The sequence below is a fragment of the Azospirillum sp. SYSU D00513 genome, from assembly GCF_017356015.1.
GTDB lineage: Bacteria > Pseudomonadota > Alphaproteobacteria > Azospirillales > Azospirillaceae > Azospirillum.
The window spans coordinates 15552-37738 of sequence record NZ_JAFIQV010000032.1 but is presented as its reverse complement, the minus strand read 5'-3'; the positions used below and the strand labels follow the sequence as shown (position 1 = coordinate 37738).

16 protein-coding genes are annotated in these 22187 nt (G+C 70.1%); 13 read left to right on the top strand and 3 right to left on the bottom strand.

The genetic code is table 11. From position 1 onward, the window contains the following. Window positions 1-282 precede the first annotated feature (282 nt). From JUB11_RS21965 to JUB11_RS21915, 11 genes are all read left to right on the top strand, one after another. Window positions 283-1578 carry an ArgE/DapE family deacylase gene (locus tag JUB11_RS21965; RefSeq protein ID WP_282189132.1) on the top strand — a complete coding sequence of 432 codons (1296 nt, stop codon included), beginning with the start codon at window positions 283-285 and terminating at the stop codon, window positions 1576-1578. 14 nt (window positions 1579-1592) lie between these two features. Then, window positions 1593-2354: a class II aldolase/adducin family protein gene (locus JUB11_RS21960; RefSeq protein ID WP_207460837.1), complete on the top strand. Its 762-nt coding sequence runs from the start codon at window positions 1593-1595 to the stop codon at window positions 2352-2354. Window positions 2355-2452: 98 nt separating this feature from the next. Continuing rightward, a complete protein-coding gene (locus tag JUB11_RS21955) occupies window positions 2453-4081 on the top strand; it encodes an ABC transporter substrate-binding protein (RefSeq protein ID WP_207460836.1) in 1629 nt (542 codons plus the stop codon). A gap of 100 nt (window positions 4082-4181) precedes the next feature. Next, window positions 4182-5162 (top strand): ABC transporter permease, encoded by a 981-nt coding sequence (locus tag JUB11_RS21950; protein ID WP_207460834.1) that lies wholly within the window; start codon window positions 4182-4184, stop codon window positions 5160-5162. Then, window positions 5159-6001: an ABC transporter permease gene (locus JUB11_RS21945; protein ID WP_207460833.1), complete on the top strand. Its 843-nt coding sequence runs from the start codon at window positions 5159-5161 to the stop codon at window positions 5999-6001. Before JUB11_RS21950 ends, JUB11_RS21945 begins: the two co-directional genes overlap by 4 nt. Window positions 6002-6047: 46 nt before the next feature. Beyond that, complete coding sequence (locus JUB11_RS32890) at window positions 6048-7733, top strand: ABC transporter ATP-binding protein (RefSeq protein ID WP_207460831.1); 1686 nt, start codon at window positions 6048-6050, stop codon at window positions 7731-7733. Next, on the top strand, window positions 7730-8707 hold the full coding sequence (locus tag JUB11_RS21935) for a 2-dehydropantoate 2-reductase (protein ID WP_207460829.1): 978 nt from the start codon (window positions 7730-7732) through the stop codon (window positions 8705-8707). Before JUB11_RS32890 ends, JUB11_RS21935 begins: the two co-directional genes overlap by 4 nt. A gap of 45 nt (window positions 8708-8752) precedes the next feature. Next, window positions 8753-9820, top strand: a complete 1068-nt coding sequence (locus tag JUB11_RS21930; RefSeq protein ID WP_207460827.1) for a histone deacetylase family protein — start codon at window positions 8753-8755, stop codon at window positions 9818-9820. Then, entirely contained in the window at window positions 9817-10740 is a 924-nt protein-coding gene (locus JUB11_RS21925; RefSeq protein ID WP_207460825.1) for a DMT family transporter, read from the top strand. Before JUB11_RS21930 ends, JUB11_RS21925 begins: the two co-directional genes overlap by 4 nt. Before the next feature lie 141 nt (window positions 10741-10881). Continuing rightward, window positions 10882-11277: a lactoylglutathione lyase gene (gene gloA / locus JUB11_RS21920; protein WP_207460823.1), complete on the top strand. Its 396-nt coding sequence runs from the start codon at window positions 10882-10884 to the stop codon at window positions 11275-11277. A 47-nt stretch (window positions 11278-11324) separates the two neighbouring features. Then, complete coding sequence (locus tag JUB11_RS21915) at window positions 11325-12176, top strand: SDR family NAD(P)-dependent oxidoreductase (RefSeq protein WP_207460822.1); 852 nt, start codon at window positions 11325-11327, stop codon at window positions 12174-12176. A 32-nt stretch (window positions 12177-12208) separates the two neighbouring features. Here JUB11_RS21915 and JUB11_RS21910 read toward each other — a convergent pair whose 3' ends face one another. Then, window positions 12209-13135 carry a LysR family transcriptional regulator gene (locus JUB11_RS21910; RefSeq protein WP_207460820.1) on the bottom strand — a complete coding sequence of 309 codons (927 nt, stop codon included), beginning with the start codon at window positions 13133-13135 and terminating at the stop codon, window positions 12209-12211. Window positions 13136-13325: 190 nt separating this feature from the next. On the opposite strand from JUB11_RS21910, the gene JUB11_RS21905 reads away from it, so the two are divergent. Continuing rightward, the gene (locus tag JUB11_RS21905) at window positions 13326-15929 is read left to right on the top strand and encodes a tetratricopeptide repeat protein (protein ID WP_207460818.1); all 2604 of its coding nucleotides are present in this window, start codon (window positions 13326-13328) and stop codon (window positions 15927-15929) included. Between the two features lie 30 nt (window positions 15930-15959). Here JUB11_RS21905 and JUB11_RS21900 read toward each other — a convergent pair whose 3' ends face one another. Further along, complete coding sequence (locus JUB11_RS21900) at window positions 15960-17591, bottom strand: histidine kinase dimerization/phosphoacceptor domain -containing protein (RefSeq protein ID WP_207460816.1); 1632 nt, start codon at window positions 17589-17591, stop codon at window positions 15960-15962. A 269-nt stretch (window positions 17592-17860) separates the two neighbouring features. Between JUB11_RS21900 and uvrB the strand changes: the two genes are divergently transcribed. Beyond that, window positions 17861-20023, top strand: coding sequence for an excinuclease ABC subunit UvrB (gene uvrB, locus JUB11_RS21895; RefSeq protein ID WP_207460815.1), 2163 nt, complete (start codon window positions 17861-17863; stop codon window positions 20021-20023). Window positions 20024-20110: 87 nt separating this feature from the next. Here uvrB and JUB11_RS21890 read toward each other — a convergent pair whose 3' ends face one another. Beyond that, window positions 20111-21769, bottom strand: coding sequence for a methyl-accepting chemotaxis protein (locus tag JUB11_RS21890; RefSeq protein ID WP_247887236.1), 1659 nt, complete (start codon window positions 21767-21769; stop codon window positions 20111-20113). Window positions 21770-22187: the final 418 nt, after the last annotated feature.

Here is a 22187-nt window from a genome sequence, read left to right as displayed (position 1 = left end):
AAATCAAAATCATGTGGGCAATCAAAAATCCTTATTTGCCCCGCTGCCGCGTCACGGCGCCTAATTCCCGAGGCGGTCTTGCAGAAGATCTTCCAAGCATTGGGGAATATGCACTGAAAAAGACCGCCCGATGATGAAATTATGGGCTCGGCTCCGAAAAGGCCGTCTCCTCCTCATCTTGCGCCTGCCCGAAAGATCGGCAACTTTGGGAGATGTATAGTGGCGCCCGTTTCGAACCGTTCGACCATCCTGGCCCGCGACGGCGTCGTCGCCGACCCGGCCCTGCGCCAGGCCATCCTGGACGCCGCGGACGCCGCACAGCCGCGCTGCGTCGCGCATCTCTCGGACCTCGTGCGCCAGCCGTCGCTGCTGGGCGAGGAGGCCGGGGCGCAGGAGGTGATGGCCGAGGCCTTCGCCGGGCTGGGGCTGGAGGTGGACCGCTTCGCCATCGACGAGGCGGCCATCGCGCGGCTTCCCGGATTCTCGCCGCCGGTCACCTCCTATGACGGGCGGGAGAACGTCGTCGGCGTCCACCGGCCGCGCGAGGCCGCCGGCCGGTCCCTGATCCTGAACGGCCACATCGACGTCGTCCCGGCCGGCCCGGCGGAGCTTTGGACCAGCCCGCCCTTCGAGCCGCGCGTCCACGAGGGCCGCCTCTATGGCCGGGGCGCCGGCGACATGAAGGCGGGCATCGCCGCCTACACCGCCGCCTTCGCCGCCCTGCGCTCCATCGGCTACCAGCCGGCCGCACCCGTCTTTCTCCAGTCCGTGGTCGAGGAGGAATGCACCGGCAACGGCGCGCTGGCCTGCCTGCACCGGGGCTACCGAGCCGACGCCGCGATCATCCCGGAACCTTTCAACCACACGCTGATGACCGCCCAGCTCGGGGTGATGTGGATGCGGGTGACGGTCACCGGCACGCCCGCCCATGTGCTGGACACCTCGGCCGGCAGCAACGCCATCGAGGCCGCCTTCGCCCTGGTCGGGCACCTGAAAAAGCTGGAAGCGCTCTGGAACGAGCCCTGCCGGCAGCATCCGGCCTTCGCGGGCCACAGGCATCCCGTCAACTTCAACCTCGGCCGGATCGAAGGCGGGGAGTGGACCTCCTCGGTGCCGACGCGCTGCGAATTCGACCTGCGGGCCGGCTTCTACCCCGGCCAGGACCCGGCCGAGGTGCGGGCCGCCCTGGCCGGGGCGGTGGAGGCGGCGCGGCGCGAGGATCCGGCCCTGGCCGGCGTCGGGGTGGAGCTGTCCTGGCGGGGCTTCCAGGCGGAGGGCTGCGTCATCGACCCGGCCCACCCGATGATGCGTCTGCTGGCCGACAGCCACCGCGCCGTGCTCGGCGGGGAGCCGGCGGAGCTTGCCGCGACCTGCACCACCGACGCCCGATTCTTCAATCTCTACGGCGACACGCCGGCCACCTGCTACGGCCCCGAGGCGACGCGCATCCACGGCATCGACGAGTCCGTCTCGCTGGACAGCCTGCGCGACGTCACCCGCGTGCTGGCCCTCTTCATGGCCGGCTGGTGCGGGCTGGAACCCGCCGCCGCCCAGACCCTCGGAATCAAGACCCTCTGAACCGGGAGACACCCATGACCATCCTCCAGCCCCCCGCATCGGCGGCCGGCAACCGGTCCGAGGCGGAAGGAAAGACCCGCCGCGACCTCGCCGCCGCCTACCGGCTCTTCGACCGGCTCGGCATGACCGACCTGATCTACACCCACATGTCCGCGCGCATCCCGGACGCGCCGCACCATTTCCTGATCAATCCCTACGGCATGATGTTCCACGAGGTGACGCCCGAGAACCTCGTCAAGGTGGACATCGACGGCAACCTGGTCGAGACGGACGGCAGCGGCATCAACCCCGCCGGCTTCACGATCCACAGCGCCATCTACCAGGCGCGGCCCGACGTGGGGGCGGCGATCCACCTGCACACCACCGCCGGCACGGCGGTCAGCGTCCAGGCCGAGGGGCTGCTGCCGCTGACCCAGCATTCCCTGCGCTGGTACGGCCGCATCGCGTATCACGATTACGAGGGCATCGCCCTGGACCTGGAGGAGCGGGAACGGCTGACCCGCGACCTCGGCCGGCACCACACGATGATCCTGCGCAACCACGGCCTGCTGACCGTCGGCGCCGACGTGCCCGAGGCCGCCGTGCTGATGTACTACCTGGAGGAGGCCTGCAAGGAGCAGATCGCCGCCCTCTCCGGCAACCGCCCCCTGGCCTTGCCCTCGCCCGAGGTCTGCGAACGGACCGCCCTCCAGTACGAGAAGAACTACCCACGCGCCGGCGTCCTGGAGTGGGAGCCGCTGATGCGCTGGCTCGCCCGCCCGACCGCGGGCGAATAGCCGCAAGGCCGGCGCGGAAAGGAACAAGGCGGCCAACGCCGGGACCGGGGCGAAGACCCCCTCAAGCAACGAAAAACCGAACAGAAGAGGCAGAGCGCATGAAACACCGTCTCGCGGCCATTCACCGCCTCGTCGCCGGGGGCCTGCTGGCCACCGCCCTCGCCCTGCCGGCCGCCGCGCTGGCCGTCCTTTCCGCGGCACCCGCCCTGGCGCAGGAAACGCCGGTGCGCGGCGGCACCATGAACATCATCGTGCAGCCGGAGCCGCCGCTCCTGGTGCTCGGGCTGAACCAGCAGGGGCCGACCCAGACGGTCGCCGGCAAGATCTACCAGGGGCTCCTGACCTACGACCAGAAGCTGAACCCGATGCCGTCCCTGGCGAAGAGCTGGACCGTGTCGCCGGACGGGCTGACCTACACGTTCAAGCTCCAGGAGAACGTGAAGTGGCACGACGGCAAGCCCTTCACCGCCAAGGACGTGGTCTTCACCACCTCCAAGTTCCTGGTCGAGACGCACCCGCGCGGACGCGCCGTGTTCAGCCGCTGCTCGTCCATCACCGCGCTGGACGACCAGACGGTCGAATTCAAGCTGAAGGAGCCCTTCCCGGCCTTCATCCAGGCCTTCGAGGTGTCGTCGGCCCCGATGATGCCCGCCCACATCTATGAAGGCACCGACTACCGCGCCAACCCGGCCAACGCGACGCCCATCGGCACCGGCCCCTTCAAGTTCAAGGAGTGGGTCAAGGGTAGCTACATCCACCTCGTCCGCAACGACGACTACTTCAAGCCGGGCCAGCCCTATCTCGACGGCATCTATTTCCGCGTGATCCCCGACGGGGTGTCGCGCGCGCTGGCGCTGGAATCGGGCCAGGTCCAGCAGACCCAGTACAGCGACGTCGAGCCCTTCGACGTGCCGCGCCTGCGCCAGCTCCCGCATCTGGAGATGACCACCAAGGGCTACGAGTTCGTGGCGCCGATGTCCTGGCTGGAGATCAACCACCGCGTAAAGCCGCTGGACGACAAGCGCTTCCGCAAGGCCATCGCCCACGCCATCGACCGCACGTTCATCCGCGACAAAATCTGGTTCGGGCTCGGCCGCGTGCCGACCGGCCCCATCAACTCCGTCGTGAAGTTCCACGACCCCAAGGTCACGGTCTACGAGCACAGCCCGGACAAGGCCAAGCAGCTCCTGGACGAGATGGGGCTGAAGCCCGGCGCTGACGGGACCCGCGCCACGGTGAAGGTCATGCCGATGCCCTACGGCGAGACCTGGTCGCGGCTGGGCGAGTATCTGAAGCAGGCGCTCGGCAAGGTCGGCGTCAAGGTGGTGCTGGAAAGCACCGACGCCGGCGGCTGGAGCCAGCGCGTCGCCAACTGGGACTACGAGATCACCACGAACTTCCTCTACCAGTACGGCGATCCGGCGCTCGGCGTCGCCCGCACCTACATCTCCGACAACATCCGCAAGGGCGTGATGTTCTCCAACACCATGGGCTATTCCAACCCCAAGGTGGACGAGCTGTTCGCCGGGGCCGCCCGCGAGATCGACCCGGCCAAGCGCCAGGAGATGTACAGCGAGGTCCAGCGCATCCTGACCGACGAGGTGCCGGTCGTGTGGCTGCTGGAGATGGAATTCCCGACCTTCATCGACAAGCGCGTCAAGAACGCCAACACCACGGCCATCGGCGTCAACGACACCTACGACGACGTCTACATGACGGCCAAGTAGGCGGCCGTTCCGGAATGGCGGGGCCGGCTTCGCTCCGGCTCCGCCCCCGCGCGCCCGATCCTCCGCCCAACCCCTTCGTCCATAACGGGGACCCGAGGCCATGCTTGGATTGGCACAGCTCTTCGCCGGCCGGCTCGTCAAGGCCGCCGCCATCCTGATCACCATCGTGGTGCTGAACTTCCTGCTGGTCCACGCGGCCCCCGGCGATCCGGCCATGGTCATGGCCGGGGAGGCCGGCGCCGCCGACGAACAGTTCGTGGCCCAGCTTCGCGCGCAGTTCGGGCTGGACCGCCCGCTGACCGAACAGCTCGCCACATATGTCGGCAAGGTGGTCCAGGGCGACCTCGGCTATTCCTACCGCCAGCAGCGGCCGGTCTGGGACATCCTGTGGGAACGGCTGCCGGCGACGCTTCTGCTGACCCTCACGGCCTTCCTGCTGTCGCTGGCCCTGGGCGTGCTGCTCGGCGCGTTCGCCGCCGTCCAGGTCGGGCGCTGGTCGGACAGCGCCATCACCGTGCTGGCGCTTCTGGCCTACGCGACGCCGATCTACTGGACCGGGCTGATGCTGAGCCTGCTCTTCGCGGTCGAGCTGGGCTGGCTGCCGGCCTTCGGCTACGAGACGATCGGGGCGGGCTACACCGGCCTCGACCACGCGCTGGACGTGGCGCGCCACATGGTCCTGCCGGTGGTGACGCTGGCGCTCTTCTACATGGCCGCCTACGCGCGGCTGACCCGCGCCTCGATGCTGGAGGTGCGCGGCCAGGACTTCGTGAAGACCGCCCGCGCCAAGGGGCTCGGCCCTCTGCGGATCGAGACCCGGCACGTGCTGCGCAACGCCATCCTGCCGGTGATCACCGTCGCCGGCATCCAGGCGGGCCAGCTCGTCGGCGGCTCCATCCTCATCGAGACGGTCTTCGCCTGGCCCGGCATCGGCCGGCTCGCCTTCGAGGCCGTGCTCCAGCGCGACTATCAGGTGCTGCTCGGCATCTTCCTGGTCACGTCGGTGATGGTGATCCTCTTCAACATCCTGACCGACCTCCTCTACGGCCTGATCGACCCCCGCATCCAGGTGGCCCGATGACGAACCGCGATTTCTGGCGGGGCTTCGCCCGCAACAAGGGCGCCGTGCTCGGCCTGCTTCTGCTGCTGGCCGTGATGGCGCTGGCCGCCTTCGCCGACATCCTCTTCCCCGGCGACCCGTGGGAGATGGCGACCGCCCCCTTCCAGCCGCCCCTGTCCGGCGACGCCCTGCTCGGCTCCGACATGCTGGGGCGCGACATCGCCGCCGGCATCGCCCACGGCGCGCGCGTGTCGCTGGTGATCGGGCTGATCTCCACGGCGGTGGCCCTGCTGATCGGGGTGACGCTGGGTGCCGTCGCGGGGTTTCACGGCGGCTGGGTGGACGACGCCGTCATGCGCTTCACCGAGCTGTTCCAGACCATCCCCAACTTCGTGCTGGCGGTGGTGCTCGTGGCGATCTTCACGCCCAGCCTCACCACCATCGTGATCGCCATCGCGGTGGTCAGCTGGCCGCCGCTGGCCCGCCTGGCGCGCGCGGAGTTCCTGTCCCTGCGCTCGCGCGAGTTCGTGCAGGCCGCCGTCACCACCGGCCAGTCGAACCTCACCATCATCCTGCGCCAGATTCTGCCCAACAGCCTGTCGCCGATCATCGTGTCGGCCTCGCTGATGGTGGCGACGGCGATCCTGCTGGAAAGCTCCCTCAGCTTCCTCGGGCTCGGCGATCCCAACGCGATGAGCTGGGGCTACATGGTTGGTGCCGCGCGCACCATGATCCGGCAGGCCTGGTGGATGAGCTTCTTCCCCGGCATCGCCATCGTCCTGACGGTGCTGAGCCTGAACCTCGTGGGCGAGGGGCTGAACGACGCGCTGAACCCGAAGCTCGCCCGGTCGCGGGGCTGAGCGCATGACGCGTCCGACCGATTCATCCGTTCCGGAGACATCCCCCATGGCCTCCCTCCCGCAGGACTCCGCCACCCCGGCGGTGCCGCTCCTCGACGTGCGAGGCTTGAGCGTCGCGCTGCCGGACGGCGCCGACCGCCCCTTCGCCGTGGAAGGGCTGAGCTTCACCCTGAATCCCGACGAGATCCTCTGCATGGTGGGCGAGTCCGGCTCCGGCAAGTCGATGACCGCGCATGCCATGATGGGCCTGCTGCCCAAGCCCCATGTCCGCGTCGCCGGGGGCAGCCTGCTGTTCAAGGGCCGCGACCTCGTGACCCTGCCGGAGGCCGAACAGCGGCGCCTGCGCGGCGGCCGCATCGCCATGATCTTCCAGGAGCCGATGACCGCCCTGAACCCGCTGATGCGGGTCGGCGACCAGATCGAGGAGTCCCTGCGCGCCCACACGGCGCTGCGCGGTGCCGAGCGGCGGCGCCGTGTGGTGGAGATGCTGGATTCCGTCGGGCTGCCCAACCCGGCGGAGCTGTCCCGCGCCTATCCCTTCCGCCTGTCCGGCGGGCAGCGCCAGCGCGTGATGATCGCCATGGCGCTCGCCTGCGAGCCGGACATCCTGATCGCCGACGAGCCGACCACGGCGCTGGACGTCACGACGCAGAAGCAAATCCTCGACCTCATCCGCTCCATCCAGGCCCGGCGCCGCATGGGGCTGATGTTCATCACCCACGACTTCGGCGTGGTGGCGGAGATCGCCGACCGCGTCGCCGTCATGCGGCAGGGGCGGCTGGTGGAGATCGGTGCCGCGGACGAGGTGCTGAACCGCCCGCGCCACCCCTACACCCGCGCGCTGATCGGCGCCGTCCCGCACGGCATCTCCCACCGCCCGGAGGAACCCAGGCGGGGCGAGCCGCTGCTGGTGGCGGAGAAGGTGTGCAAGACCTTCCATGTCGGCGGCGGGCTGTTCCGCGCCGGCAAGCCGGTGGTGGCCGGCGAGGACATCTCCCTGACCATCCATCCCGGCGAGACGGTCGGGCTGGTCGGCGAATCCGGCTCCGGCAAATCGACCCTGGGGCGCAGCATCGTCGGGCTGATCCGGCCGGACGGCGGGCGCATTCTGTTCCAGGGGACGGACCTGCTGTCCTTGAGCCGCCGCGGCTTCCGGCCCTACCGCCGCGCGGTGCAGATGGTGTTCCAGGACCCCTACGCCTCGCTCAATCCGCGCCACACCGTCGGCGACATCATCGCGCAAGGGCCGGTGGCCTTCGGCGAGAGCACGGCCAGGGCGCGGGAGCGGGCGCGCGAGCTGCTGCGGCTGGTCGGGCTCGACGCCTCGGCGGCCGCCCGCTACCCGCATGAATTCTCCGGCGGGCAGCGCCAGCGCATCAGCATCGCCCGCGCGCTGGCGATGGAGCCGAAGCTTCTGGTCGCCGACGAGCCGGTCTCGGCGCTCGACGTGTCGGTGCAGCGCCAGGTGCTGGACCTGCTGGAGGACATCCGCAAGAGGCTCGGCCTCGCCATGCTCTTCATCACCCACGACCTGCGCATCGCGGCGCAGATCTGCGACACCATCGCCGTGATGCGGCGGGGCCGGATCGTGGAGATGGGGTCCGCACGCCAGGTCTTCTCCGACCCCCGGGACGGCTACACGCGCAGCCTGCTCGACGCCATTCCCGGCAAGGCGTGGCAGATCCCGGCGGAGCTTCGGCAAACCCAGGCGGTGGCGGAGGCGGCGCCGTGAAGGTCGCGATCATCGGGGCGGGCGCCATCGGCGGGCTGCTCGCCGCGCGCCTGTCCGCCACCGACGCCCGCGTCACGCTGGTCGCCCGCACGGCCGCCGCGAACGCCCTGCGGCGCGAGGGGCTGACGATGGTCACGCCGCTCAACCGGGTGGTGCGGGTGAACCCGCGCGTCACCGACGACCCGCTGTCGCTCGGCGTTCAGGACCTGGTGTTCCTCTGCGTCAAGAGCTATGCCCTGCGCGGCGTGGTGGATTCGCTGGCGCCGCTGCTCGGCCCGGACACGGCGGTGGTGCCGATGGTGAACGGCATCCCCTGGTGGTACCCGTACCGCCAGCCGGAGCCCCTGGCCGACCGGCCGCTCACCAGCGTCGATCCGGACGGGCGGCTGTGGCGGGCCATCGACCCCGGCCGGGTGGTGGGCGCCACCACGCTGGTCGCGGTGGAGGGCGACGGGCCGACCCGCATCCGCCATGTCAGCGACCAGCGCTTCACCTTCGGCGACGCCGCCGACCGCGAGCGCCCGGCGGTGGAACGCATCGTCGCGCTGTTCGGGCAGGCCGGCTTCCAGCCCGCCGTCGCCGCGAGCATCCGCGAGGCCATCTGGGTCAAGCTCTGGGGCAACCTCGCCTTCAACCCCTTGAGCGCGCTCACCGGCGCCACGCTCGGCACGCTCTGCAACACGCCCGGCACGCGCGAGGTCGGCCGCGCCATGATGCTGGAAGCCAAGGCCGTCGCGGAACGGCTCGGCATCGCCTTCGCCCTGTCGGTGGAGGAGCGCATCGCCATGGCCGGGGCCGTCGGCGACTTCAAGACCTCCATGCTCCAGGACTTCGAGGCCGGCCGGCGGCTGGAGCTTGAGGCCATCCTCGCCTCCGTCATCGACCTCGCCGGTCACGTCGGGGTGGAGGTGCCGATCCTGCGCACCGTCCTGGCGCTCGTCGATCTGCGCGCCCGCGGCCGCAACGCGGCCTGATCCGAACAGGCCCGCAACGCGGCTTAGACTCAACAGGAGCTTTCCATGCAGTTCGTCTTCCATCCCGACGCGCTCCTGCACCGCGCGCCCGTCTTCCTGGTGCGCGGGGAACAGCGCCCGGTGCCCGAGAAGCCGGAGCGCGCCGAGGCCCTCGCCGCCATGCTGGAGGCGCGCGGCGCGGCGCTGGTCCGGCCGGACGACCACGGCCCCGGCCCGCGCGCGGCGGTCCACAACCCCGATTATCTGCGCTACCTGGAAACGGCGCACGAGCGCTGGTCCAAGCTGCCCGGCGCCAGCGCCGCCGTGATCCCGAACGTGCACCGGCCCTGGCGCGACGCCTCCTACCCGGTGGGCGTCGTGGGCCAGGCCGGCTACCACAGCTACGACACCGCCTGCCCGATCACGGCGGAGACCTGGACCTCCGTCTGCGCGGCGGCGAACAGCGCCGTCCATGCGAGCCTGCTCGTCGCGCGGGGGGAGACGCGCGCGGCCTACGCGCTGTGCCGCCCACCCGGCCACCACGCCACCCGCGACATGGCCGGGGGCTTCTGCTACCTCAACCACGTCGCCATCGCCGCCCAGGCGGCGCTGCCGGTGCTGGCCGCCGCGGGCCGTCCGCCGCGCGTCGCCATCCTGGACGTGGACGTGCATCACGGAAACGGCACCCAGGACATCTTCTACGAGCGCGACGACGTGCTGTTCCTGTCGGTCCACGCCGACCCGTCCGAATTCTATCCCTTCATGGCCGGCTACGCGCGGGAACGCGGCAACGGGCGGGGCGAGGGCTACAACGTCAACCTGCCCCTGCCGATGGGCTCGGACGAGGCGACGGTGCTCGCGGCCATCGCGGATTCGCTCGGCACCGTGCGGCGCTTCGCCCCGGAGATCCTGTTCGTGTCGCTCGGCCTCGACACCTACGAGCATGACCCGCTGGCGGCCTTCGGCGTCACCACGCCGGGCTTCGCCCGCATGGGCGCCCTGCTCGCCGGCGCGGGCCTGCCGACGGTGCTGGTGCAGGAGGGGGGATACGCGGTGGACACCCTGGCGGCCAACCTCGGCAGTTTTCTGGATGGCTTCGAAGACGGGCTCAAAAAAGGGTCGAGGGGCGCATGAGCGCCGCGGCCCCGGCGGGCACCGGGCAGGCCGGCGGCTCCGTTCTCGTCAAATACCTGCTGATCGCGGCGGTCAGCCTGTTCTGGGGCATGAACTGGCCGGCCGTGAAGATCATCCTGACGCAGGTGCCGCCGTTGAGCCTGCGCGCCCTCGGCTTCACGGCGGGGGCGGTGCTGATGCTCGGCATGGCCTGGGCGGCCGGGCTCCGGCTGCGGGTGCCGGCGGCGGAGCGGCCGGCGCTGCTGGCGGCGGGGCTGTGCAACGTGCTCGCCTTCAACCTCTGCACGGCCTTCGGCCAGCAGCTCATGGCGACCTCGCAGGCGGCGATCATCGCCTTCACCATGCCGGTCTGGGCCACGCTGCTCTCCATCCCGCTGCTCGGCGACCGGCCGGGCGTGCGGCAATGGATCGGGCTGGCCTGCGGCATGGCCGGGCTGCTGGTCCTGCTGGGGCCGGGCGCCCTCTCGGCCCCGCCGGCCCAGCTCCTCGGTCCGGCAATCATGCTGACGGCGGCCATCTCCTGGGCGCTGGGCACGATCGTCATGAAACGGCGCAGCTGGACCACCCACCCCATGGTGATCACCGGCTGGCAATACGCGGCCTGCGCCCTGCCGATGCTGGTTCTCGCCCCGATGCTGGAGAACCCGCCGGCCCTGGAGGGCCTGGAGCTGCGGACGATGCTGGCGCTGGGCTGGCACCTTCTGTTCTCCCTCTGCCTCGCCCAGACGCTCTGGTACGTGACCGTGCGCCGGCTGCGCGTCGCCGAGGCGGCGGTCAGCACCCTGCTGATCCCGGTCGTCGGGGTGAGCGGGGCGGTGCTGATCCTGGGCGACGCCGTGACCCCGCAACTCGCGGCGGCGCTCCTCCTGATCCTCGCCGCCGTTGCCTTCGTGCTTTCGTCTTCGCCGGGCCGGCGCTGATGCGCCGATATTCATCATAGTGATGAATCGGCTTCATTCCAAAGCCGGTGCCATTCGGAGATCCGGAGCTATCTTAAGCCCGTCCTCCATCCCGGTCTGTTCCGAGAGGAGGACGCGAAACATTCCTCCGAAGGAAGCGACATGAGCGAATTCCGCCTTCTGCACACGATGCTGCGCGTGCTGGATCTCGAGAAGTCCCTGGACTTCTACACGCGCCTCATGGGGATGCGGCTGCTGCGCCGGACCGATTTCGAGGGCGGGCGCTTCACGCTGGCCTTCGTCGGCTACGGTGAGGAGTCCGACACGGCGGTGCTGGAGCTGACCCACAACTGGGACCAGACGGAGCCCTACAGCATTGGCTCCGGTTACGGACACATCGCCATCGGCGTGCCGGATATCTACGCCACCTGCGAAAAGCTGGCCGCCGAGGGCGTCAAGATCCCGCGCCCGCCCGGCCCCATGAAGCACGGCACCACCGTCATCGCCTTCATCGAGGACCCCGACGGCTACAAGGTCGAGCTGATCGAGCGCAAGTGAGCGTCACACCGCCAGACATGCCCGCAAGAACGGAAGGACACGCCACCATGCCTCATCTTGCCCTGACCCCCGACTCCGTCGCCGTGGTCACCGGTGGCGCCGCCGGCATCGGCCTTGCCGCGGCGTCGCGCTTCGCCAGGCTCGGCCTGCGGGTCTGCATCGCCGACCTCGGCCAGGACCGGCTCGACGCCGCGGCGGAGGCCATCGCCGCCGTTGCCCCCGGCGGCAGGGCGAACGTCCTTGCCGTGGAGACGGACGTCAGCAAGGCCGGGGACCTCCAGCGTCTGGAAGCTCTGGTGCGGGAGCGTTTCGGCGGCACCGATGTGCTGATGAACAACGCCGGCGTCCAGCCCGGAAGCGGCATGTTCGGTCCGGCCGCGAACTGGGAACGGGTGCTGGGCGTCAATCTGTGGGGCGTGATCCACGGCACCCAGGCCTTCGTGCCGGGCATGATCGAGCGCGGCCGGCCAGGGCTGGTCATCAACACCGGCTCCAAGCAGGGCATCACCACCCCGCCCGGCGATCCGGCCTACAACGTCTCCAAGGCCGGGGTGAAGGCCTTCACCGAAGCCCTGGCGCATGAGCTGCGCAACACGCCCGGCGCGCGGATCGGCGCGCATCTGCTGATCCCCGGCTTCGTCTTCACCGAGCTGACCGCGAACGGCCGGACCGAGAAGCCGGCCGGGGCCTGGACGCCCGAGCAGACCGCCGATTTCATGCTGGACAGGATCGGGGCGGGCGACTTCTACATCCTCTGCCCGGACAACGACGTGCCCCGCGCGCTGGACGAGAAGCGCATCCTCTGGGCGGCCGGCGACATCGTCGAGAACCGCCCGGCGCTGTCGCGCTGGCATCCGGACCATGCGGACGCCTTCGCCGCCTTCGTGAAGGGCTCCTGAGGGCCGGGCATCGCCAGCGACCGTGGGTCGGCTCATCCGGCCGCCAGATGGGACCTCAGCCCATGCTGGCGCCGGATGATGTCGATCAGCGGCTTCAGGGCGGGGTGGTTCGGCTTCCGGCCCGGGTAGTACATGTGGAAGCCAGGCCCCGGCGACGCCCAGTCCGGCAGGACGACCTCCAGCCCTCCATCCTCCAGCTCGCGCCGGACCCGCCTCTCTAGGACATAGGCCAGCCCGACGCCGTTCAGCGCCGCCTCGATCGTCGTCTGCGTGTCGTTGACCGCGCAAGGTCCTTGCACGTCGATCCGCATAAGGCTTTCCCCCTCGCCCAGTTCCCATTTGTAGACCGAGCTGTTGCCGAGCAGCAGCCGGATGCAGCGATGTTCCTTCAGATCCTCCGGCGCCCGCGGCCGGCCATGCTCCCGCAGGTAGCCGGGCGAACCCACGACGACCCAGCGCAGCGGCGGCGTCAGCGCGACCGCGATCATGCCGTCGGGGATCGTGTCGCCATAGCGGATGCCGGCGTCGAAGCCCTCCGCGATGACGTCCACCGGCCGGTCATCGACGACGATCACAAGGCGGACGGCCGGGAAGCGCGCCGTGAAGTCGGGCAGGGCGGGGCCGACCAGCAGGTGGCTGGCGTCCCGGGGAATGTTCAGCCGCAACTCGCCCGCGGGGTTGAGGCGAAGTCCCTCCACCTCGCTCAAGGCCGCGCCGATGTGCTGGAAGCCCGCCTCCAATTTGGCGGCGAGGTCGAGCCCGACCGCGGTGGGCACGACGGTGCGGTTGGTGCGGTTCAGGAGTTTCGTGCCGAGCCGCTCCTCCAGCCGCCGGATCGTGTGGCTGAGGGCGGAGCCGGTCACGCCCAGCTCAATGGCGGCGGCCTTGAAGCTCCGGCGCCGGACGATGGTCGTGAAGACGTTGAGATCGGCCAGATCGGACCGGGTGAAGGCGGGCATGGTGTATCGCGGTTCATCGTTCGGGTGAATGGGCCTCATTCCAGCCGGGATGCTGTTCCGCTTCAAGCGGTTTGCCGGCTCAAGTCCCGGGTCCGCTTCCTTCCCAAGAGCCTCGGCGCTGTGGCAGAAGGACGGGCAGGGGAGTCCTTCGTCGGGACGCCAGCGGGAAGAGGGGCGGCAAGAGGGACGGATGGACGCTGTCGCGCGCGCGAATGAGCTGGAGCGGGCCGGAAGGCTGGAGGAGGCGCGTGCCGCCTGGCTCCGCATCCTCGACGTCGATCCGCGCAACGCCGCCGCCCTGCACCGGCTGGGCGTGCTCGCCTCCCGGATGGGGCGGATGGGCGAGGCGCTGTCCATGCTCCAGAAGTCCTTGGCGATCCGCGAGGACCCGGAAGCCTTTCTCGATTTCGGCGCCGCCCTCGGGGCCATGGGGCGCTGGGACGCGGCGCTGGCGGCCTATGGCGCCGCCTGCCGGCTGGCGCCGTCCTCCATCGACGCCCGCTACGGGCTGGGGCTCGCCCACCACAATCTGGGCCGGCCGCGCGAGGCGGAGGAGCATTACCGCGCGGTGCTGGCGAAGCAGCCGAATCTCGGGGCGGTCCATGGAAATCTCGGGCACGCGCTCCAGGCCCAGGACCGCCTCCCTGAAGCCCTACAGGCTTATCGGGAAGCGGTGCGCGTCGCCCCGCGGAACACGGGATGCTGGAACGGGCTGGGCAACGTCCTGGTCAGGCTCGGCCGCGCGGCGGAGGCCGAGGCCGCCTACCGCGAATCCATTGGTCTGAACGCCGCCCAGACGGAGGCCTGGCACAATCTCGCCTGGCTCCGGCTGGGCGAAGGGCAGCCGTCCGGCGCGCTGCACGCCGCACGCCGCGCGGCGGCCATCGAACCGGCGGACGCGCGGACCTGGCAGGCGCTCGGCGCCGGGGCGGCAGGGATGGCGCGCCGGGACGTGGCGGTACGCGCCGGGATCAGGGCGGTTCGCCTGGCCCCCTCGGACCCCGGCGCCCGCGACGGCTTGGCGAAGCTCCTCTGGGACGGTGGACGGGCTCAGGAGGCCATGGCCCAGCACCGGGCCGGAATCGCCCTGCGGCCCGATTTCCCGGAGGCGCTTCTCAACCGCGCGCGGGCGCTGCACGCCCTGAAGGACGGCGGCGCCCTGGAGGTCCTACGCCGGCTGCTGTCCCGGCACCCAATGAGCGTCGAGGCCTGGCGGACAGTGGCGCAAATCCGCCTGGAAAGCTTCCGCCCCGCCGAGGGCGCGGAAGCCTGCCGTCGCGCCGTCGCCATCGCCCCCGGCAACCCGAGGCATTACCTGGACCTGGGCGTGGCGGCGGGCCATGCGGGCCGTCACGCCCAGGCCGCCGACGCCTATGGCCGGGCCTTCCGGCTCGACCCCGCCGACGGCAGCGCCGTCGCACAGCTGCTTCATCACCAGCGGCACGCCTGCGACTGGCGCGACCTGGAAATCCGCGAAGCGCTGCTTCTGAAGCGGCTGCGCGGGCAGGCCCGGACCGGTGATGCCGCCGAGCCGCTGCCGCCCTTCGGCCTGCTGGCGCTGGACACAACGCCCGCCGACCAGCGCGCCGCGGCGGAGCGCTGGGCGCGGCTGAAGGCGAGGGGAGTCGTTCCGCTTTCCCCGCTCGCCCGGGTTCCCGCCGCTCCTGCGGACGGGCGCATCCGGATCGGCTATCTGTCGGCGAACTTCCACGAGCACGCGGTGGCCAATCTCATCGCCGAGCTTCTGGAACTGCACGACCGCGGCCGTTTCGCCGTGACGGCCTATTCCACGGGCATGGACGACGGCAGCCCCATGCGGCGGCGCCTCGCCTCGGCGGTGGAGCGCTTCGTCGATCTGCGCGGCCGTTCGGACGCCGAGGCGGCCCGCCTCATCGCCGCGGACGGCACCGGCATTCTCGTGGATCTCATGGGCTACACGGCTTTCGCGCGCACGCCGATCCTCGCGGCCCGCCCCGCTCCGGTGCAGGTGAACTGGCTGGGCTATCCCGGCACCATGGCGGCGGACTTCATCGACTACATCCTCGCCGACCCGGTGGTGATCCCGCCGGGCGAGGAGGCCCATTACGGGGAAGCGGTGGTGCGGCTGCCGCACTGCTACCAGCCCAACGACCGAAGCCGTGCCGTCGGCGCCACGCCCACGCGAGCGGAATGCGGGCTGCCCGAGCAGGGCTTCGTCTTCTGTTGCTTCAACAGCCCCTACAAGATCGGGCCGGCGATGTTCGACCTTTGGGGGCGCCTCCTCCGGGCAGTGCCGGGGAGCGTGCTATGGCTCTTCGCGGGGAACGCGGCGGCGGAGGCCAACCTCCGCCGGGAGGCGGCATTGCGCGGCATCGCGCCCGAACGGCTCGTCTTCGCACCGCCCCTGCCGCTGGCCGGCCATCTGGCGCGCCACCGGCTGGCGGATCTCTTCCTCGACACGCTGCCCTACAACGCCCACACCACGGCCAGCGACGCGCTCTGGGCCGGGCTGCCGGTGCTGACCTGCCGGGGCAGGAGTTTCGCGGGGCGGGTGGCGGCCAGCCTGCTCGGCGCGGCCGGGCTGCCGGAGCTGGTGACGGAAAGCCTGGAGGATTACGAGGTGGCGGCCCTGTCGCTCGCCCGCGACCCGGCGCGGCTGCGCGCCCTGGCCGGGCGCCTGGCGGCGGCCCGGACCTCATGCCCGCTGTTCGACACGCCGGGCTTCGCGCGCCACATCGAGGCCGCCTATCAGGCCATGTGGGACCTGCATCGCGCGGGCGCGGCACCGCGCCCGATCACGGTCCCGGCCGGCTGATTCCCGGCGGTCGGATTCCCTGGCGCCCAATTACGCGGCGGGCGCCACCGGTGGGGCCTCCGCCGGGCGCCGCTCGGTCAGGGGGGCTTCCCCCGGCAGCGGGAAGGCCAGGGTGAACAGGGTGCCGCCCTGGTTGCGGAACTCGCACCGGCCGCCGATCTGCCGCGTCAACCCCTGGATCAGGCGGCTGCCCATGCCCGCCGAGGCGCCGGGGCGGTAGCCGACCCCGTCGTCCCGCACCGAAAGCAGGGCGGTCCCGGCGCCGGCCGCCTCGATGGTGACCCGGATGGTGCCGGAACGGCCGTTGGGGAAGGCGTGCTTGAAGGCGTTGGTGACGACCTCGTTGACGATCAGCCCGATGGACAGCGCCTCGTCGGCCCCCACCACGACGGAGGCGAGGTCGCACTCCACCGCCACGGACGGGCTGTTCCCTTCCTTCAGCCGGTCCAGCAGCGTCCGCACATAGTCGGCGACGTCGATCCGGTCGAACTGGTCGGAGCGGTAGATGTGCTCGTGCACGGCGGTCATGGCGGCGATCCGGCGCGTCAGCTCCTCCTTGGCGGCGGCAGGGCCGGGCTGCATCTGGATCAGCGAGGTGACCGTCTGGAGGTTGTTCTTCACCCGGTGGTGGATTTCCCGGAACAGCATCCGGTTCTGCTCCAGCGCGTCGGCGAGCGCCAGCCGCGCCTGCTCCTCCCGGTGCAGCAGCCGCACCGTGAAGAGAGACAGCACCAGGAGCCCGACCCAGATCGGGACGGCGACGGCCGCGATCTCGGCGACCCGGCGCCACACGCCGCTGTCCAGCGTGGCGAGGGGGACGCCCACCACCGTCACCAGCGGCAGCCCGGCGACGCGCCGGTATCCGACGATCCGCCCGACCCCGTCCGCCGGCGATGCGTCCTGGGCGTAGACGCCGCCATCGGGCGCGCGCGGCAGGATCTCCGTGAACAGGACATAGTTCGACAGGTTGAGCGGCCTGTCCGGAACCGGGTAGCGGGCCACGAGCCAGCCGTCGTCGCGTAGCAGCCCGACGGTCGAGCCGGGGCCGATGTCCATCGATTCCCAGAAGCGCGCCAGCAGTTCGGCGGGCACGAAGACCAGGGCGGCTCCGAGGAAGCGGCCGTCCTGCTCGATCCGGCGGGCCAGCGGGAAGCCCCGCACGCCCTCCGGCCCGGCCATGAAGCTGCCGATGGTCCAATCCCGCCCCTGCTTCAGCTCGGCGAAGAGGGCGCTGCCGGCGATGTCGGGAATGGCGGTGGCCGGTCCCCTGGACAGGACGGGGCGTCCCTCCGCGTCGAAGAGCCGGATACCGACCTCGCCGGGGAGTGCCGCGACGGCGTCGTCCAGCGTCTTCACGGCGGGTGCTTGCAGCAGCGACGGGTCGCGGGCGATGGAATCGGCGACCCGCTGGAGCGTCTGGAGGTTGGCCTCGACGAACCAGCGGACGTAGGAGGAGGCGGTGAAGGCGGCGCTGGTCGCCCTGGCCTCGACGGCGACGCGCGCGTCGCGCTGCCCCTGCCAGACGAACAGCCCGGTCAGCACGATCACCAGAACCAGCAGCAGCCCGGCCATGGCGACGGCAACCAGGGCCGCGCGGCGCCTCGGCCTCGCGGCGGCGGCGCCGTCGGCTCCGGGATCGGTCCTGGGAAAGGATACGCTCATTCCGTCCGTTTTTCCGCCCGTTTCCGCCTGTCCGCACCCGTCCAGCCGGAGGCCGCCATGGCGCTATCACGCGTCTCCGGGGCGGCCTTTGTCAAGCCGCCGCCGGTCCCGCGCGGCGCGGCGGTCCGAAAGAGCCGCTTCCGCCGGGGAAGGACCTATCCGGGTATGTCTGGGCCGCGTCCCGAACTCCGCCCTGGCATGGGCCTTGCGGCTGAACCATATATCCGGTTCACTTTCCGTACCGGTCCGCCAGCTCAGAGTCGCCGCCCATGGCCAGCCCCGTCCTTTCCGCCATCCCGCAGAAGCCCGCCGCCAAGCCGCTCGGCAAGCTCGAGCCCGGCAAGCTCTTCCAGATCGTCTCGGACTACACGCCCTCGGGCGACCAGCCCCGCGCGATCGAGGAGCTGATGGGCGGGCTGCGCCAGGGCGAGCGCGACCAGGTGCTGCTCGGCGTGACGGGCTCGGGCAAGACCTTCACCATCGCCCACGTCATCCAGCAGGTCCAGCGCCCGACCCTGGTGCTGGCGCCCAACAAGACGCTGGCCGCCCAGCTCTACGGCGAGATGAGGAGCTTCTTCCCGAACAACGCGGTGGAGTATTTCGTCTCCTACTACGACTACTACCAGCCGGAGGCCTACGTCCCGCGCACCGACACCTTCATCGAGAAGGAATCCTCGATCAACGAGCAGATCGACCGGATGCGCCACTCCGCCACCCGCGCCCTGCTGGAGCGCGACGACGTCATCATCGTGGCGTCCGTCTCCTGCATCTACGGCATCGGCTCGGTCGAGACCTACTCGGAGATGACCTTCGACCTGCGCAAGGGCATGGTGGTGGCGCTGCCCGAACTGCTGCGCAAGCTGACCGAGCTTCAGTACAAGCGCAACGACGTGGCCTTCGGCCGCGGCCTCTTCCGCGTGCGCGGCGACACGGTGGAGCTGTTCCCCGCCCACATGGAGGACCGCGCCTGGCGCATCTCCCTGTTCGGCGACGAGATCGACGGCATCCACGAAATCGACCCGCTGACCGGCGAGAAGCTCGCCAGCCTCGAGGCCGTGCGCATCTACCCGAACAGCCACTACGTCACGCCCAAGCCGACGCTGAATCAGGCCATCGAGCAGATCAAGATCGACCTCAAGGCCCAGCTGGAGCAGTTCAACGCCGAGGGCAAGCTGCTGGAGGCCCAGCGGCTGGAGCAGCGCACGACCTTCGACATCGAGATGATGGCCGCCACCGGCTCCTGCGCGGGCATCGAGAACTACTCGCGCTACCTCACCGGCCGTGCGCCGGGCGAGCCGCCGCCGACGCTGTTCGAATATCTGCCGCCCGACGCGCTGCTGATCGTCGACGAGAGCCACGTCATGGTGCCGCAGATCGGCGGCATGTACCGCGGCGACCTCATGCGCAAGACCACGCTGGTGGATTACGGCTTCCGCCTGCCCAGCGCCAAGGACAACCGCCCGCTGAAGTTCGAGGAGTGGGACGGCGGCCGCCCGCAGTCCATCTTCGTCTCCGCCACCCCCGGCCCCTGGGAGATGGAGCGCACCGGCGGCGTCTTCGTCGAGCAGGTCGTCCGCCCCACCGGCCTGATCGACCCGCCGGTCATCATCCGCCCGACCGAAACGCAGGTGGACGACCTGATCGACGAGTGCAAGCAGGTGGTGGCCAAGGGCTACCGCGTGCTCGTCACCACCCTGACCAAGAAGATGGCCGAGGCGCTGACCGAATACCTGCACGAGGCGGGGCTGCGCGTGCGCTACATCCACTCCGACGTGGAGACGCTGGAGCGCATCGAGATCATCCGCGACCTGCGGCTCGGCGCCTACGACGTGCTGGTCGGCATCAACCTGCTGCGCGAGGGGCTGGACATCCCGGAATGCGCGCTGGTCGCCATCCTCGACGCCGACAAGGAGGGTTATCTCCGCTCCAAGACCTCGCTGATCCAGACCATCGGCCGCGCCGCCCGCAACCTGGAGGGCCGCGCCATCCTCTACGCCGACAAGGTCACGGACAGCATGAAGTACGCCATCGACGAGACCGCGCGGCGCCGCGAGAAGCAGATGGCCTACAACGAGGCGAACGGCATCACGCCGGAATCGGTGAAGAAGGCCATCGGCGACATCCTCGACAGCGTCTACGAGCGCGGCGACCGCGTCACCGTGGACGCCGGCGCCGACAATCTGGTCGGCCACAACCTGAAGCAGGTCATCGCCGACATCGAGAAGCGCATGAAGGCCGCCGCCGCCGACCTGGAGTTCGAGGAGGCCGCCCGCCTGCGCGACGAGCTGCGCCGGCTGGAGGCCATGGACCTCGGGCTGGAACAGCCCGGCTCCATCGGCATCAGCACCGCCCGCATGGCCCGCGGCGTGCCCGAAGGCGCGCCCAAGGCGGCCGCCAAGGCGAGCAGGGGCGGGCGCCGGCGGAAGGGGTAAGAAAAGCCGGGAGGGCGCCGCCCTCCCGTGCCCACCCGCCAGGGGCCGGATGGCCCCTGGACCCCACTTGTGTTTGTCAGCGGGTCGTCACGCCGCGCGGATGCCCGACAGGAACTGCTCCACCTCCGACTTCAGCAGTTCGGACTGGCGGGACAACTCGCCGGCCGCGCCCAGCACCTGTCCGGCGGCGGAGCCGGTCTGGGTGGCGCCCTGGCTGACCTCGGTGATGTTGCTCGTCACCGCCTCGGTGCCGCGCGCGGCCTCCTGCACGTTGCGGGCGATCTCGCCGGTCGCGGCACCCTGCTCCTCGATGGCGGACGCGATGCTGGTCGCGATCTCGCTGATGGAGGAGATGGTCCCGCCGATGCCGTTGATGGCCGAGGCCGCCTCCCCCGTGGCCGCCTGCATCGCGGCGATCTGCTGGGCGATCTCCTCCGTGGCCTTGGCGGTCTGGTTGGCGAGGCTCTTCACCTCGCTCGCCACGACGGCGAAACCCTTGCCCGCCTCGCCGGCCCGCGCCGCCTCGATGGTGGCGTTCAGCGCCAGCAGGTTGGTCTGGCTGGCGATGTCGCTGATCAGTTTCACCACGTCGCCGATGCGCTGCGCCTGATCGACGAGGCCCTGGACGCGCGTGTTGGTCTGCTGCGCCTCGCCGACGGCCTGCCCGGCGATGGCCGTGGACCGCGCCACCTGGCCGCTGATCTCGGTGATGGACGCGCTCAGCTCGTCCGTCGCCGCCGCGACCGTCTGCACGTTGACAGAGGCCTGCTCGGCGGCGGCGGCGGTGCTGGCGGCCTGCCGGTTGGTCGCGTCGGCGGTCTGGGACATGCCGTGGGCGGTGGCGTCCAGTTCGGTCGCGGCCGAGGCGACGGTGCGCAGGATGCCCGTGACGTTGCGGTCGAAGCCCTGGACCAGCCGCTCGACCTCCGCGTTGCGCCGCTCCTTGGCCGCGCGCTCGACCGCTTCGGCGGCTTCCAGCCGCTCGCGCTCGATCGCGTTCCGCTTGAACACTTCCATCGCTCTCGCCATGCCTCCGATCTCATCCCGACGCCCCAGGCCGGGGACCGGCGCCGACGTGTCGCCGGATGCAAGGCGCGACATCGACTCGGTGATGCTGGCAATCGGGCGGGAAATTCCGGACCGGGCGACCAGAATGCTCACCAGCAGCGCCAACCCGATCCCGCCGACACCGACGACCATCATGGTGGTCATGATCCGTGAATTGAACACGCCCACCTCATCATTGGCCTGCTGGATGGCGTCCATATTCTGCTGCGAGCGGGCTTCCATGTCCTTTCCAAGCGCGGTGCGGTTTGCCCTCGACGTGGGGGTATCGCCAAGCTCCCGCGCTTTCTCGGGACCGGCTTCCATGCCGAGGCGGGCGACCTCATTTCGGATCCTGATGAACTCGTTCGCGTTCTGGCGAACCTCCTGGAAGCTTGCCCTGCGGTCCGCCGGCAACAAGCCCTGCCATTTCGCCAGAAGCTCATCCATCTGCTGCGTGGAACTCAGGATGGCCTTCGAGAAGGGAGCGGCGTTCTCGGCGTTTCCGGCGGCGTAGATGCCGCGGGAATCCATGACGATCTTGAAGATCAGCGAATTGACCCGCTCACCAAGCAGAGCGCGTTCGGACCGGGCTTGGATCTCGTCGACCTTCTCGTCGTAGGTGTGCATGCCGACATAGCCGATGGCCCCGATGGCTGCGGCGACGAAGGCCATCAGCCCCACGAGGACGTAGATTTTCAAGCTGACGCTTGCGCGTGACAGAAGACCGCTCATTTCCCCACCCCGTTGCATATGATAGTATGTCTCTGGAGAAGGCCTAAACGGAAAGGTCTAAACAATTCGTTACAAATTTTAAACATTACCGGCGTCGGCGCCTGTCTTGGCGGACCGATTTGCGCGCGAGGCCGGATGCCCGAGGCGTCATGGCCATCAAGGACGCGAAGAGTGCTGGCCCTTCCCCAAGTCATGGTGCGATGCGGGCCGCTCTCGGCAAGGAAGATAGAATGCCCCCAGAACCCCGGCAGACCACGCCTGAACGGTTCGGTACCCTGGGCGACTCTCCACGCGCGTCAGAACGCTTTTCCTTCTCTGCATCAGCATTGCCGGCCTGATCCGGGAGACGGGCAGGGGATCGGCCGGGGTCCGGTTCCGGCCGTTC